The 16,299-nt window shown below is 47.0% G+C and carries 11 protein-coding genes; 3 read left to right on the plus strand and 8 right to left on the minus strand.

Translation table 11 applies throughout. From position 1 onward, the window contains the following. Window positions 1–4: 4 nt before the first annotated feature. Window positions 5–574: a YdeI/OmpD-associated family protein gene (locus QF041_RS14425; RefSeq protein WP_307414662.1), complete on the plus strand. Its 570-nt coding sequence runs from the start codon at window positions 5–7 to the stop codon at window positions 572–574. Window positions 575–647: 73 nt separating this feature from the next. Here QF041_RS14425 and QF041_RS14430 read toward each other — a convergent pair whose 3' ends face one another. Beyond that, window positions 648–1,514 (minus strand): helix-turn-helix domain-containing protein, encoded by an 867-nt coding sequence (locus QF041_RS14430; protein WP_307414663.1) that lies wholly within the window; start codon window positions 1,512–1,514, stop codon window positions 648–650. A 170-nt stretch (window positions 1,515–1,684) separates the two neighbouring features. Here QF041_RS14430 and QF041_RS14435 point away from each other — a divergent pair, with 170 nt between their 5' ends. Together QF041_RS14435 and QF041_RS14440 are read left to right on the plus strand one after the other, a co-directional pair. Continuing rightward, window positions 1,685–3,196, plus strand: coding sequence for a glycoside hydrolase family 43 protein (locus tag QF041_RS14435; protein WP_307416969.1), 1,512 nt, complete (start codon window positions 1,685–1,687; stop codon window positions 3,194–3,196). 315 nt (window positions 3,197–3,511) lie between these two features. Further along, window positions 3,512–5,812 carry a helix-turn-helix domain-containing protein gene (locus QF041_RS14440; protein WP_307414664.1) on the plus strand — a complete coding sequence of 767 codons (2,301 nt, stop codon included), beginning with the start codon at window positions 3,512–3,514 and terminating at the stop codon, window positions 5,810–5,812. A 196-nt stretch (window positions 5,813–6,008) separates the two neighbouring features. On the opposite strand, the gene QF041_RS14445 is transcribed toward QF041_RS14440, so the two are convergent. The 7 genes from QF041_RS14445 to QF041_RS14475 all read right to left on the minus strand — a co-directional run bounded on the left by QF041_RS14445 (window position 6,009) and on the right by QF041_RS14475 (window position 15,721). Continuing rightward, the gene (locus tag QF041_RS14445; protein WP_307414665.1) at window positions 6,009–7,061 is read right to left on the minus strand and encodes a glycoside hydrolase family 18 protein; all 1,053 of its coding nucleotides are present in this window, start codon (window positions 7,059–7,061) and stop codon (window positions 6,009–6,011) included. Window positions 7,062–7,066: 5 nt separating this feature from the next. Continuing rightward, a complete protein-coding gene (locus tag QF041_RS14450; RefSeq protein WP_307414666.1) occupies window positions 7,067–9,700 on the minus strand; it encodes a transglutaminase domain-containing protein in 2,634 nt (877 codons plus the stop codon). Between the two features lie 7 nt (window positions 9,701–9,707). Further along, the gene (locus QF041_RS14455) at window positions 9,708–10,730 is read right to left on the minus strand and encodes a carbohydrate-binding family 9-like protein (protein WP_307414668.1); all 1,023 of its coding nucleotides are present in this window, start codon (window positions 10,728–10,730) and stop codon (window positions 9,708–9,710) included. 63 nt (window positions 10,731–10,793) lie between these two features. Continuing rightward, window positions 10,794–12,080: an alpha-L-fucosidase gene (locus tag QF041_RS14460; RefSeq protein WP_307414669.1), complete on the minus strand. Its 1,287-nt coding sequence runs from the start codon at window positions 12,078–12,080 to the stop codon at window positions 10,794–10,796. 108 nt (window positions 12,081–12,188) lie between these two features. Beyond that, a complete protein-coding gene (locus tag QF041_RS14465; protein ID WP_307414670.1) occupies window positions 12,189–13,784 on the minus strand; it encodes an extracellular solute-binding protein in 1,596 nt (531 codons plus the stop codon). A 41-nt stretch (window positions 13,785–13,825) separates the two neighbouring features. Then, the gene (locus QF041_RS14470) at window positions 13,826–14,734 is read right to left on the minus strand and encodes a carbohydrate ABC transporter permease (RefSeq protein WP_036668765.1); all 909 of its coding nucleotides are present in this window, start codon (window positions 14,732–14,734) and stop codon (window positions 13,826–13,828) included. A 15-nt stretch (window positions 14,735–14,749) separates the two neighbouring features. Further along, window positions 14,750–15,721: an ABC transporter permease gene (locus tag QF041_RS14475; RefSeq protein ID WP_133386662.1), complete on the minus strand. Its 972-nt coding sequence runs from the start codon at window positions 15,719–15,721 to the stop codon at window positions 14,750–14,752. Between the last annotated feature and the right edge of the window lie 578 nt (window positions 15,722–16,299).

The following is a 16,299-nucleotide window of genomic DNA, read 5'->3' on the forward strand; positions in this document are numbered from 1 at the left end:
TCGGATGGAAAATGTACATTGTATCCCCGTGACGTCGAGGGATGAATTGAGAAATTGGTTGCGGACGCATGGAAAAGTTGAGAAATCTTGCTGGGTAATGATAAGCATAAAACCCGTGCCAAATACCCTGCTGTATTTGGACGTGGTTGAGGAGGCGCTGTGCTTTGGCTGGATCGATGGAGTCAAAAAGAAAATATCCGAGACTCAATTAGCACAAAGATTATCTCCTAGGAGTAAACGTAGCTCATGGACTGAATTGAACAAGGAACGTGTCCGTCGTCTTGAAAAGTTGGGCTTCATGCATGACGAGGGTAGAAAGGTTCTTCCTGTTATGGAGCCGACTGCTTTCATTATTGATGGTGTGATCGAACAAAGGCTGAAAGAAGACCAGCAGGTTTATGCAAATTTCATGGCCTTCCCTGTCCTGTATCAAAACGTTCGTATCGATACGATCCAAAGTGTGAAGAATCAGCCAGCATTATTCCAGAGCAGATTGGATAAGTTCATAACCAACACAAAGGAAAATAAAATGTACGGTCAGTGGCATGACAACGGACGGCTTTTGGACTATTAAATTTCCCCTGAAACAGCAGACAGGACCTCCATATGAGGAGGCCCTGTTTTGGTGTCTTATATTCGGTCATGTATTAATGAGTCTGCCTGTATGTTTTGGGAGACTTGCCAAAGGCTTTCTTAAACTGGCGGGTGAAATAATTACTGTCGTTAAATCCACATTCATACGAAATTTCCGTGATGGACAGATTCCCGTTTTTCAACAAATGACACGCCTTCTCCAGACGCAACTTTTGCAGATAAGAGATCGGGGTCATCTGATAATAGGATCGAAAAATCCGATTCAGATGCCTTATTGAGATATTCGACTTCCCCGCAATATCCTCTAGCGACAGTGGCTCCAGATAATGATCTTCAATAAATGAAATGGCATTTGCCAGATGCATCAGATTATTACCTTCGATCCCTTTCTCCTGCGTATCATACTGCCTCGACAAATAAACAACCATCTCCGTAAGACGTGAGATCAACATCGTCTGATACCCTTGCTGTTTACTGTGATACTCCTCAATCATGAACGATATCAGCGATTCTACATACTCCAGACTGGAAATGGATAACGCCAATTTACTCGGAAAGGAGTGAATATTACGATAAAACGGTTCCAAAACAAACAGAGCCTGGAAGCCGTTAGATTTTCTCAGATCGGGCCCAGCCGAAGCAAGCATCTCGGGACTGAACATAATGTTACAGATCCTAAAATCATGAGGGTCTTTATACGCGTGATGGGTGTCGCCATTAATCACAAATGCGTTCCCTTTTTTAACAAAAAATTCCTCGGTGTTCACCACATGGGTTGCATGACCATTCAGAACAATCACAAGTTCCGTAAAATCCATATGATTATGAAGCTCCATGTCCTCAACATGTCCACCGTACTGAATAAAAAACGGAAATTGTTGATGGTCTGAGGTAAACCATCTCAAATATGCATTACTCAAAAGCATTCCCCTCCGCAAACCATGTTGGGTTGAATGTCTATATCATGCTATTCTAAGACCGAAAAATCAAGGTTCCATATACTTATAAGCGTTATAATTCGCCTTGTAACAGGGATTTTCAATGTGTCCAGATTCATACTAAACTCTCACAATGAATAGGAGCATAAATGATGAAATATACCAATCCGGTCATTCCGGGGTTTTACCCAGATCCAAGTATCTGCCGTGTAGATGAAGACTATTATCTGGTAACCAGTACCTTTGAATATTTCCCTGGTGTGCCCATCTTCCACAGCAAAGACCTTGTGAACTGGCGACAGATCGGCCATGTCCTCACAACAACTGAGCAACTCCCTCTAGCGAACGCAGGCAGCTCTGGCGGTATTTTTGCCCCAACACTCCGGTACCATGGTGGCTGGTTCTATATGACAACAACCAATGTCAGCGGCGGCGGAAATTTTTATGTGCGTAGTTCCCAGCCCGAGGGACCATGGTCTGCTCCGATTTTTGTTGATCAGGGCGGCATTGATCCCTCTTTTCTCTTTGATGATGGACGTGTATACTTTCAAACTGCTTGTAATGGCAATGAAGGCGAGGGCATCTATCAGTGTGAGATAGACATCACGACTGGAGCCAGACTAACCGATAGCCGATTGATCTGGACCGGAACCGGAGGAGCAGCCCCCGAAGCTCCCCACATGTACAAAATAAACGGTATCTACTATCTGATGATCGCCGAAGGTGGAACCGAGTATGGTCATATGGAGACCATCGCTCGGAGCACAGAGCCATACGGACCATTTGATCCGTGTCCTCATAATCCGATTCTGTCCAATCGGAGCATGAAATCCAGCATTCACGCAACCGGTCATGCAGACCTTGTCCAGATCCAGGATGGAAGCTGGTGGGCCGTATGTCTGGGCCTTCGTCCAGCAGGTTACCCCATGCGACACCATCTGGGACGCGAGACCTTCCTGGCACCTGTCACTTGGACGGATGACGGTTGGCCGATAATCGGTGTGGACGGACATATTGAACCAGAGATGACCGGACCTTCATTGCCTGAGCATCCTTGGTCACCTCGGGCTATCCGGGATCATTTTGACGAACCAACTTTGGACATGAACTGGATCTTCTTACGGAACCCGGCTCCGAATAGTTGGACACTCACAGAAAATCCCGGGCAACTCATCCTGCGGGGTCAGTCGGTTTCACTCGATGATGGAGGAAATCCAGCCTTTGTCGGACGTCGCTTGAGCCATTTCTTATTCAAAATGGCGGCCGAGCTGTATTATGAGCCAAGTGCGAGCGGTGAGGAAGCTGGATTAACCTTATTTATGAATGATAAATATCATTACGATTTGGCTGTAACACAGGTCGATGGGCAGAAGAAAATCGTATTGCGGCGAACCGTCGGCTCTCTGCGAACCGAACAGGCGCTTAACTGTGACACGGGGCCGGTTGTATTACAAATCAAGGCTGACCGTAATCACTTCTCTTTCCTCTACCAGCAAGGTTCATCCGATGCCATCGAAGTGGGTTCAGGAGAAACACATCTGTTATCTACCGAAGTAGCAAGTGGTTTCACAGGTGTGGTGATCGCCATGTACGCTTATGCTCCATCGAGGGAGTGTACGCCTGCAAGTTTCGATTGGTTTGACTATGAACCTCTGGACGAATAATCGTTTTAACTCCTATATTCAGTAATAGAAAATATAATATATGATCAGCTAAAATTATCCCCTTAAAGTAGATACTCTTTGAAAAGCCTTGTGTGGTAGCATAAGGAAATGAGTGAACTTTGAGGGGATTTTGCTATAGCTATATCTTTCTTACGAATTGCACTGGAATTTATAAAAGAACCATTGCTTTATTAGAGAAGTTCTCCTAGTATTTTTAGAAGGAACACCCCAGCAGCTCCCATCTTGGCAATAACTTCACTGCCCATATGAGAGCGCTATCGCTGCAGCACGAAAGAAAAACGGGAGGTTGCAGATATGAAATGGAATCACTTCAAGTCCAAGCTTCTGTTTAAGTACACCCTATCCTATATCTCCATTTTCCTTATCCCTCTTGTTATTTTAACCATCATTATTTATCACAACGCTGTGGACACGCTCCGTTCAGAGATTGAGCAGACCAATGTCAATCAGCTCACTCAAGCCAAAACTGTTATTGATGATCGCATGAAGGAACTCCAAGACATTGCTTTTCGCATCGCCTACGATGAGCAGTTAACGCGGTATTGGACCCACCATCCGTACTATAGCCGGGAATCCATCGGCGCATTGGTCAAATACAAAGCCACCAGTTCCATTATCGATGAGTTATTCCTGTTCTTCCGTGGAGATGATAACATCTATTCTTCTCAAGGTTCTGAGAACCTGGATGTATTCACTGGCCGCTACAAATTTACTACGTGGAACAAAACAGACATGATCCGGGATTTGAATAACGTACAGTCCCCCACAATACGTCCAGCGGAGCAGGTCGTCCAAGGAACCAGAATACCCAATTCCATGCTGGCATACCTTGTACCGATTGCACCTAACAATACTCCTGCCCATGGAACCGTCATGTACCTGATTCACGAGTCCAATCTGACGGGCCTAATTGATTCCATCCTCAGCGACTATCACGGGATGACTTATATCTTCGATAATTTCGGGCAAGTACTGGCAGCCAATTACAAGGGAGAAATCATATCTGAACAGGAAGTCAACGCTCTGTTTGCCCTTGAACCCGGGACGCACAGCATCTCCTTAAATCAAGAACCACATTCGGTTGTATCCGTTAAATCGGATGCGGGTTGGACTTATGTGACCGCTATGCCCAGCAACCAATTTTTTAGCCGAATCGTTCATATTCGCACTTTTGTTGTTCTCGTTTTCTCCTTCATGGTGGTGATGGGCACGTTCCTCGCCATTATGTTGGCCCGAAGACAGTACCATCCGATTTCAGACTTAATGGAGTTCATTCGGTTGAAAAATGATCCTGATCCATCCTCCACCACCAACGAGCTGGAATGGATTAAGAAAACACTGCATGATTATAGTCAGCGCGTAGATCTTCAGGAGCCCTATGCTCGCAATCACATTTTGCTCATGTTGCTGAAGCACGGTCACACCGGAGATTTCCCCTCTGAGTTTACGGATAAGCTTGGCATACGCTTTAACCGATCCCATTATTTTGTCATGATCATGGGCTGGGAAATGCATGCTTTTCCTATCGGTGATAACCCCGAGCAACCTACTGTCATGCAGCTGATGAACGATGTGGAGCTGCCGGAGTTGTCTGCATATGCTTACGGCGTGGAGCTGCCACAGGCAGACCAATTGGCCCTTATCGTGGGATTCGATGCCGAAATTGGGCATGAAGGTAGCCTGAATGCTCGTATGGAGCCTATTGTTGAAAAACTGCAATGGATGGTGATTGAACACACCGGGGTCGCGCCCGCAATCGGGATAGGCAATCGGTACACTTATCCGAAACAGCTGAATCAGTCCTACATTGAAGCCTCGACCGCTCTGGAAGCATCGATGCTGCATGGACAGGGCAGCAGTACATACTTTAACGACCTTTCCGGTTCCGATGTACAGGATTCTTCCTTCTGGGTCCCTAAGGATGTGTTATTAAAGCTGGTTCAGAGCTTAAAACAAGGCAGCTATGATGTGGCGGTTCAGATGGTGTCAACTGCGTTGAATACCCTGAAATCCGAAATGCCATCTGTACCGCTGCTGCGTTGCATCTGCTTTGATATTCTGAATACAATGCTGAAAACCGCTTCGGAGCTTGGAATCCATCATGTGGTTGATCAACTTCCAAGGATCACTTCCTACGACTCGTTGGAGGATTTGGAGAAAAAACTGACAGGCCTTGCCGCCGAAATCTGCGCCCATGTCGAGGCAAAGAGTGAGACGGAAGAAAGCTCTCTTATGGATGAAATCGTTGCTTATATCGATGCCAATTTCTCTGATTATGATCTCAGTTTAGGTACGATTTCATCGAAATTCACGATCTCTTCATCCTATTTCAGTCGTTCTTTCAAAGAAAAGATCGGCATGAACTTCACCCAATATATCTGGCAGAAACGGATGGATGAGGTCATTCGACTACTGCTGCATACAACCGATCCGTTAAAAGATATCATCACGCGTGTCGGTTACCTGGATACACCAAACTTCATCCGCAAATTCAAAAAAGAGACGGGTTATACCCCAGGGCAATACCGTAAAATGCACCGTCCCAACGGCTCCGCCGATTCCCCTGATGATGATGACGAGGAATGTATTGGATAAAGGGAGATATCGTCTCTGTAATGGTTACATCTCAGAACAGTAAACAATGGATATGAGAGCGAATCCGTGCCTGATTCATTAGACCAAAATAACGTAAACAGGGGCCGTCCTATACGTCATGAGCATGACGTATAGGACGGCCCCTTCGTATGTTTTTAGTCCGTAGACATAATCTGATTCGTCGCGACCAGCGACCTTATCGGATTTCCCCAGCCGAAAGATCCTTCAGCCCTTGATGCACTGCACCCAACAAACGGTGAGTTGGATCACAGCCGTACTCCCAGAACATGATCCCGGCCAGACCTTGATCCTTTACGTAATCACATTTGCATTGAATCGATTCTTCATCATCATAAGATATGAGGCTGGACCCATTAAACAGAAACGGTGCACAGGCTTCTTCATCCCAATAACGGATGTATCCATCCTTGTTGATGTACTGCGCTTCCAGCTCTGCAAATGATGGTCCATATCCGCCTGTACTCCCGGCCATTTGATGGAGTCCGCGGTTTCGGTCAGGAACCTCATTCCAGATCCGGGAATAGAACGCAGCTCCGATCACAATCTTCTCCTTCGGGACACCAGCGCGAACAAACAGGTTCACGGAAGTATCCGTACTAATTCGAAACAGATCTCCGGTTGGCGTATACAGATTCGTATGATGTCCGGTCAGGACTTGAAAACCGCCACGCATATCATAGGTCATCAACTGTACGTAGTCCAGGTACTGCTGCACCTCAGCCATCTCTGTACCATCAACGTAGTATTGATCAGCCCCTGCCGCAATAGTGAGCAGATAATGACGGCCATCCTCTTCTCCCTTGGCACTCAGTGCCTCCCGCATCGTCTTGAGAAGTAAAGTGAAATTCCGTTTATCATCTGGGCTGGATACGATATCAGCTTCACCGTAACAAGGATATTCCCAGTCCAGATCAATCCCGTCAAAAGGATATTCCTCCAGCGCCCTAACCGCCGATGCAGCCATGCTGTCCCTCCCCGCCTGGGTTGAGGCGGCTTCGGAAAAACCGCCTGCGCTCCATCCGCCTACAGATAACAGCACTGTAAGATTCGGATGCTCCCGCTTGATGTTCTGGATAACGTGACCGTTTTTTAGATGCTCGGTTGTTATTGCATCATTTTTGACATGTCCAAAGGCTACGTTCAGATGTGTTAACTTCGACAGATCCTCAGGTGCCATATCGGGGAGAACTGAATCAACAGCATAACCCGCAGCAATATATCTGGTCACTCTCTTCACTCCGATCCGTTCGATGATTGAGATATCGCAGCAGCAATCTGCAAGGCTTCCTTCCCGGTACCAATCTTGTACCCGGAAGCCGAATAACGAACTTGATACTGAGTATCCAGTACAAAGAGATGTGGATAACCCGCTTCGTGAGTTGCAGGCTTCGAAATGAAGCCGGACAAGGAAGCATAACTGGAATCTCGTACAAAAACCGTGCGTACAGGCAGCTTTGGATAACCAGCAGGGTCAAAGGCAGCATTCCATTCCATATCTCCGATCATGAGTACGATTGGTATACCCACCTTATCCAGCGGCTCTGCCAGCTCGCACAGTTCACGAATCAGATGTTTGGTCGGTTCCCGCTCCGGTTCAATCCAGGCAGCAATGGCACCCTCCGATCCCAGAAGTTCCTCTAGTTCTACCTCTGAATCATCCAGACGGGTCAGATTACTTCCTGGTGCCAGTTTACCCAGTACAGGAATATCAACCTCATTCTCGCGATAAGACAATACAACCTCAGTGGTATCTCCGGCGTTCACGGTAAAGTAGACGAATCGTACTTTTGCCGTTCCATCTTTCAGACGAATGCCTGTCGTTAAGCGATAAGCTCCTGCTTCAACCTCATATGGCTCGCTATAGACATCCGTACTGCTATAAGGATAAATCAATGTCTTGTAGACGCCATCTTTCAGACGAGCAAACGAGAAGTTTTCGAAATAAGATGCCGCAGGTGTGTCCTGCGAAGCTTTTATATCCCTATGAAGTTGGAGCATTCCCCAGCTTGTGCTCTCCTGAGTTAGAGGTGAGGTGAGACTAAACACTGCATCCTCCCAGCCTCTGTCACTTAGATACTGTGGTTTCTGTGCGCTCGGATGTAATCGGGCCGGAATATCCAAACTGCGACATACAGCCACAAACAAAATATCCAGCGACTGAGAGTCTCCCTTCATTAGACTAAACGTCCCTATTGGATTCCCTTTGCCTTTTAGATTAGGAAGATCGTCATAGTATTCATATTGCTGTTCCAGAATTCGGGCAAGTGTCGAGGGATTCTCCCTGAACGCTGCCGCCTCATCTGCCGAAAAGGCATTCTGGAATACACCTCGATAAGGGACCAGCATCTCATAGGAGATCCGCGGACACAGGATGTAGCTCACGAACGTATCTTCCGCCCATGATCCTTGCTGCGAGAGCGCACCAATCAGATGATCATCCAGCGTCTGACGAAAGGTATCAATTAAATCTTTTTCATTCATCGACTCCAGCAACCGGAGCGGCCACTCACCGTATGGATTGGAACGTTCCTCTAGGAAAGCTGCAATTTCCCGGCTGTTCCCCCGTGCCTTGCGGAGAACATCCCATACACGTACCGAGGGCAGTCCAACCTTTTTAGCCAGCGAGACAGCTTCCTCCTCACTCAGGAACGTGTCCTCATACTCGCTCCGAGTCTGCGCTCCTTCCTCCAGACGACGATTATGAATCTCAATCTTCTCCTCCGGTAATGCAACCACGACCTCTCCCTCCCTTTCCGGAGGAGGAACCATATCGAAATCTACAATCCCTGTAGGCTGCTCTGACGAGTCCAGCACAAGCTCTATAACCTCGCTTTCCTGAGCCTTGAATAGGATTTCACTCCACTTGCCCCCGCTAACTGTACGAATCAAAAGGTCGCCATAGCCTGTCTTAAAAGCAGCTTCCCCTTGTGCGTCCGTCCTGATTTCGGCAATCGGATAGAATTCAGCCGTATTGTACAGCTCAAAGCGGACACTCGCGCCGGGTACGGGCTCTCCCTGTTCATTTTTCACCTTCACATAGATGTTGCGTGTGGGCGCATAGTTCTCAAGCAAATTAATTTCCGTATATCCCTTTTCGGAGAGCGTAATATCCTCTGGTCCGGGATAGTCGGCATAGATCCTCGTATTAATCAGCATGGCCCTGCGGGCTGGCGGACTGAACCACCCTTGGTTCAGACGGGCTTCAGGCTCGCATGCCCCGATGTAATACCATTGACCATCTGCCCAGGCTTCTACCCAAGCATGGTTACTGTCACAGTGAGCCCAGCGCGGTGTGTAGACCTGACGGGCAGGTATACCGATGCTGCGAAGAGCGGCCACTGCCAGCGTGGATTCTTCGCCGCATCGGCCACGAGCATTTCGGATCATCGTCAGCGGTGATATCGTGCGCAGATCGCTGCCTATATAGGTCGCTTTTTCATGACACCAGTAATTGGTCTCCAAGATTGCATCTGCCATGGATAAGTTCGTAGTCCGCTCGACTAATTCGCCATACATCAAGCCGCGGTAATCTTCAATATTTTCCGTATTTACCCGATAAGGCAGCACAAAATGAAGGAACAGATGATCCGGAACGCGATCTCCCCAAGGCACACGTTTACGGGTGTCCAAAGCCTGGCGCACATGGCTCAAGAACAAGTCCCCGTTATAATCAGCCATGTCGTTTACCGGCATATAGGCATAGACATACTTCAATGCCCATGTCTCTTCTTGTGTTAGCTCCTGCTGAAAAATATGAAACAACTCCGATTTGCGGGCCTCTGCAAAACGCACCTTCTCCTGGAACTTCTGCTCGATCCTCTCCAATGACTGTGCATCAAGGGAAAATACCAAGGTTTGGCTGGTCATTGTGTTCTCACTCCTTCCACAGCTTTCCGTCTTCCCGAATACAGATCAAGGCCGTGCCGTCCGAAGAAGGCGCAGTAATCTGGAACAGGCTGCGAGTCGTTTCAATAACAGGATTACAGCTCAACAATTCCTCACCCATAAGCAACTTCATATCTTGGGTAAATTCACCATGCTTTTCATAATAATTACGTTCACGGTAATAAAGCTTGCGAAGCTCCCATTTGATTCGTTCGTCTTTCGGCAACTCAAACGACTGATCGGTTCCGTCATCCGAGAATACAACATACCCCCATAACTCCGGGTAATGCATGTTGATAATACCCATAGGTGACCACACCCAGTTGTCCTCCGGATAAGGTTTACCCGTATCTGGATTCAGCACCTTGCGGTACTCACCGTCCTGTACCTCGGTTTGCCACTCCACACGCGAGAAGTTGACACGCCAGAACTCACCCGGCGCAGGTGGACGGTTTCCTTCGGCGCATTCCTTTAGACTGGCCCAGGGAATCGCAACTTCCACACTCCATTTCCGGTTCTCTGCACCAGGTCTGTTCAGTTCCCCGTCGATATATACGGCCGTCTTGAGACCGCTGATATCCCAACCGTTAACCGGAGGCCCACCATCCCGATAAGGCTTCACTAATAACAGGTCCCATACCGTATTGAGCGCATTAATCTCGAACTCATAATATTGATGGGAATCCCCGTCGGGATCGATAAAAATCTCGAAGTCATTGTCATAAAAAATAACCGAATCACGTTCAGTCAGGGTAGCCCATATCTGATCTTCAATCAGCTCGGCAGCAAAATAGAAATAGTCGTCATCCCACAGCATTTTTACCCGTGTCTGTTTCTCTGGCTTCGGACGAAGATCCCCTTCGATATCAACGAAATCATCCGTCCAATGAGCCGCATTCCAAAATGCCTTATCCACACGACCGTCTAACACCAACGGTTCCTGCGCACGCTTGCATATATAATGTTTGGGAGCATATTCAATCCTGGGTTCTGGCACTCCACTTCTGTTCATGTCAATCTCTCCAATTCGTAAGGGAGGGCATGCATCTACCAGCACACGCCCTCCCCGTAATGGTTAGTTATGGGTGACAACGGCTCCAGAGCCGCCGTACATTTCCAGCTCCTCATCGAATTCGAGCTTAAGAACGGTCACCTGTTCATGCGTGTCCTCCGGGGTCATCTTGATCCACGTTGTCCCCGGGATATTGAACCAAGGCACGCCCCCATGAATCTCATGATTCAGCTCTTTGCCCGAATGCAGCACGGTAATTTTCTTGATCGGATTGCAGAGACCCTTGATGCACACATTCTCTTTTGGATCGTCATACACAAACAGGTACAGCGTCTTTCGATCCTCGGATACGGTGCTTCCCCCCAGATAATAGCGAGGCATAATGCCTTCACCCGTACCAAAGACGGCCTCTTCATGGGTTCGGATCCATGCTCCCAGCCCAAGTAGAATATCCTCCTGCCTCTGATAGATGGTGCCATCTTCACGCGGACCGATATCCAGCAACATATTACCGCCCATGGAAATGCAGTCGCAGAACATTCGAATGATCTGATTTAGGGATTTGTATTTATGATCTGTTGGCACATAACCCCATGATGTGTTGATCGTGGTGCAGAATTCCCAAGGTCCCTCCGGTCTTGTAATCGGAATGCCTTGCTCTGGCGTCTTGTAATCCCCATAACCCTGCAGACGGGAGTTGATGATGATATCCGGGTTGAAGGATTGCAAGTAATGCTTGAACTCCGGCAGATTCCACTGCTCGGCACTCCGTTCCCAGTCCCCATCAAACCACAGCAGATCCACCTTTCCGTAATTTGTTAAAATCTCTCTCAGTTGATGGTTATTGAATTGCAGGAACTTCTGCCACTTTGCCTGATCCTGAACGCCGTCCACAGGACTAGAATGCCGGTTGACACTACTGAGATCCTCCGGTACTTTTCCACCTTCATACACGCTAGGATAATCCGGGTGTGACCAATCAATGAGCGAGAAATACATCCCCAGATGAATGCCCTTTTCCCGAATCGCTTCCGCATATTCCTTCACAATGTCACGATTCGCTGGTGTCTGTTTGACAACATTGAGATCGCTATATTGCGTATCCCATAACGCAACGCCATCATGATGCTTCGTTGTTAACACGGCATACCGGGCACCAGACTTCTCAATCAAGTCCGCCCACTTCTCCGCATTGAATTCCGATGCCGTAAAACCATCCAACTGTTTCATATATTCTTCATAGGATATCCTGCCATTATAGAAGGACCAGGATTCCGCAACTCCGTCCACCGCATAGATGCCATAGTGGATGAATATCCCCAGTTTGGCTTCTTCAAACCATTTCTGCATAACGGTTCACACCTCCCCCGAGAATTCTTATATGCGAAAATTTAATGAAGCTAACATTATTGAAGCTAACTGTTGTTTTTCTGCATGGGATGAACCTCGATAGGTTTTTTATTGGCCGGTATTCCAACGGTCATATGCCCCCTGATACAGTTCGATGATACGGTCACTGCCCATTTTCTTCATCTGTGCAATGTACTTATCCCAGTTCTCAAGTGGTTCCTGGCCGGTCACAAACTTCGCTTCCATCTGTTTAACGTACGTATCCAGGTCAGACAATAGAGCGGTTGCTTCGCTTTGCTCTTCATTTGTCAAATAAACGTTAGGAAATGGCGCTTTTCCGATAGGTACCAACTTCTCTTGATTCTGCTGGTCAATCCACTCATCAAATTCAGTGCGAAGACCCTTCGCTACATCCGGATCATTAATACCCGGTGTCAAGATACCAAAGTTCGGCGTGATTTTACCGCGGTATTCCTCACGATCCCCACCCCCGGGAACGGGGAGCCACTCTTTAACGTGATTTTCCTTGTCTTTGAATTTCCACAGCACACCTTCCGGACCTTGATTGAACAGTGTCGCACCTTCATAGCTGTATAAGTAATCGATCCATCGCATCGTCGCCTCGGGGGACGGGTTGCTGCTTGTAATAGCAAAGGTACCACGAGCCGACATGCCCGGATGTTTGCCGTATACCGGAGAGTTTGCCACCTCGCTCTTCACGGGTGTCATCAGCGGATGATCCGTGCTAGGTTCACCACCAAGCGTGAAGTATGGATGGTAATCGTTGAACAGTGCAAGTTTGTTGCTTTCACCTTTAGCTTTTTTCTGATCACCTGTTTGAGAGAAGGTCTCATGATCCAGCAAGTCTTCCTTCCACAAGCGGTTCATGAATGTAAGATAACCTTTGTAACCTTCTTCTTGATAAGGATAGTGAACTTTACCGTCCTTATCGGAATAGATGCCTTCGTTGTACATTCCCCAGAAGCCGAAGAAAAACATGCGAAGATCATCCAGTTTTACAGAAGTAAGCGGAATTTCATCTTGCTGGCCATTGCCATTAGGATCTTCTTCTTTTACACGCTTGAGATACGTATACAATTCTTCCGTAGTCTTGGGCTCTTCTACGTTAAGTGCCTTCAAGAATTCCCCGTTGTACCACATTGGGCCTCTATACCACACGGCCGCTTTATCAATGAATGGGAGTGCATACATATGCCCATCAGGTGTTGTAAATGATTTACGGACATCCGGGTTCTCATCGAGAATCTTTTTAATATTTGGGGCGTAACCTTCGTCAATGTATTTTTCCAACGGGATCAGGATGCCCTGGCTGCCATAAGTCACCTGCTCGGCAGGCTTGAGGTCCGCAGCATAGAACATATCCGGCAAGTCTCCGCTCGCGAAAACCAGATTTTTCTTCGTTTCAAAGCTGTCGATCGGTGAGAGCTGGTACTCCAGCTTGATGCCCGACAGTTTCTCCATTTCTTGCAGCACAGGCATGGTGCTCCAATCGGCTACGCCCGCATCCTGGGACATGACCTTTAACGTTAGCGTTTTGTCTACAATAGGGAAACCTTCTTTTTTGACCCCCTCTACTTTGGAGGTCGTGCTTCCATCTTCATTGGTTGAACCACAAGCTGCAAGCAATGTTGCGAATAAGGTGAGACAGAGTGTAATGGATGAAGCCTTGCGAAGCTTTTTCATAACAACAACTCCCCTTGTTTAATGTGGTATATGGATTAAGATCATCCCTTAACGGAACCGATCATAACACCCTGTACAAAGTAACGCTGGAGGAATGGATACACCGCAATGACCGGTAGGGTGGCAACAATAATGACAGCATATTTGACCAGTGCAGCGATCTCCGCTTTGGTATTCATCGCTGTTGCTGAAGAGGTATCGATAGCGCCTCCCCCTTGAGCCGCCATTTCTTGAAGCACCAGAATCTGGCGCAGAAAGAGCTGCAGTGGGTACTTGGAAGAATCATTCAGATAGATCATGGCACTAAAATAGCTGTTCCAGTGTCCGACTCCATAGAAGAGCGCCATCACTGCAATGATTGGCATGGAAAGCGGGAGCACAATCTTGATGAACAACCGGGTGTTGGTACACCCATCAATATGCGCCGCTTCCTGTAACTCCTTGGGGATGGTCGATTGGAAGAACGTTCGGCATACGATAATATTCCAGATGGATGCAGCTCCAGGCAGAATAAGTGCCCACATGCTGTTCACCATACCAAGATCCTTAACCAGCAGGTAACTTGGGACAAGCCCTCCGCCGAAGAACATCGTTACCATAAACATCGCCATGAAGAATCCACGTCCCACAAAGTCCGAGCGGCTGAGCGCATAGGCTGCGGGTAGTGTAACAATCAGGTTAACGATGGTGCCTACAACGGTATAGATAATCGTATTTTTGTACCCAATCCAGATGTTGGTGTTCTCAAACACCCGGGCGTAACCTTCAAACGTAATCCCTTTTGGTAGCAGCCACATCTCACCGGAGGCTACATATTTGGGATCACTGATTGAAGCACTGATGATGTATAACAGCGGATACAGCACAATGACGAGTGCTACCGTCAGATAGATGTAATTGCACAATAAGAACAATTTATCACTTCTGCTTTCTTTCACAGCGGATGACATATGTATTCCCTCCTTTTACCATAGGCTGTTTTCACTGGTGCGGCGTGCAATCTGATTCACGGTAATAAGCAGAATCGCATTCACTACGGAGTTGAACAATCCCACCGCCGTAGAGAAACTGTACTGCGCATCGACCAGACCGGATCGATAGACAAATGTTGAGATGACATCGGACGAGCCCATGTTCAGCGGATTTTGCAGCAGCAGGATTTTCTCGAATCCGACGCCCAGAATACTGCCCATATTCAGAATTAACAAGATGGTGATCGTAGGGATGATCGCTGGAATGTTAATATGCAAAATCCGTTTGAACCGGCTCGCACCATCCACCACAGCCGCTTCATGCAGTTGCGGGTCCACACCCGATAGAGCGGCAAGGTATATAATGGTGCCCCAGCCTGCACTTTGCCAGACTCCTGACAGTACATACACTGTTTTGAACCACGCAGGGTCCGTCAGGAATTGAGGTGACTGAAATCCAAGGGCCTGTACCAAATTGACAATCATGCCTGACGAGGGTGATAAAAAGGTAATGATCATCCCCGACATCACAACGACCGAAATGAAATGCGGTGCATACGTGACGGTCTGCACAGTACGCTTAAAGAAGGAATCCTTCACTTCATTGAACGCTAACGCCAGAATAATCGGCAATGGAAAACCTATAGCCAGCTCATACAAGCTGATGCTAAGGGTATTCCATAGTAAATCCCAGAAATAATACGAATTGAAGAAACGGATGAAATGATCGAATCCAACCCATGGGCTTCCTGTGACACCAAGCGTTGGGATAAAGTTTTTAAATGCAATTTGTATGCCGTACATCGGACCATAATGGAATATCAGAAAGTATAGAAAGGCTGGTGCAATAAACAGATACAACTCCCAGTTCCGAATCGTCCTTCTCCATAATTTATTTTTCTTACTGCTCGGATTGGTGTATACCGATAAGTTTTGCGATAAGGCGGACTTCCCATCTGGTTGCATCAGTTGTTTCCTCCTTTTTTGGTAACGCTTACATACTGAGTTTATGGTTCATTGCCTAATCCGTAAATATGCCATTTCAATCTTCACTTCTAAAATTACGGAATATACTGATACAACGGGGGTTTACACTTTTGTTGCCAGCTTGTCATTGTCATTTCGGGGGTATAAAACATGTAGAATTTGACCTATTTCCCTCCTGTAGTTGTCATTGAGAGTTTCATCACATGAACTTGAAAGATGTCAGATCCGAACTTAGGTTAGAAAACAGACCTTAAGGTCAAAACCCACATATACACATGGGACACGGTATTGATGTCTACAAGCATCATACTTTAATGTAATATTATCTGTCATATATCTTTCGCACATTACAAAACTGTAATGGCTTGCCTTTATTCTATATTTCTCCTCCCTCTTTCGTATATATGTTGTTTTTATCTTTGCCTTCAGGATACATAAACACTTATAAACACTGGAAATATGGAATCATATATGTAGATTTTGCACAAGGCGTGGAATCTGAAAATAGTAGATATTTCGGAAAAGACCATTAAAAAAAAGCCATTCCGCTACACGAA

The organism is Paenibacillus sp. W2I17 (assembly GCF_030815985.1).
Taxonomy (GTDB): Bacteria; Bacillota; Bacilli; order Paenibacillales; family Paenibacillaceae; genus Paenibacillus.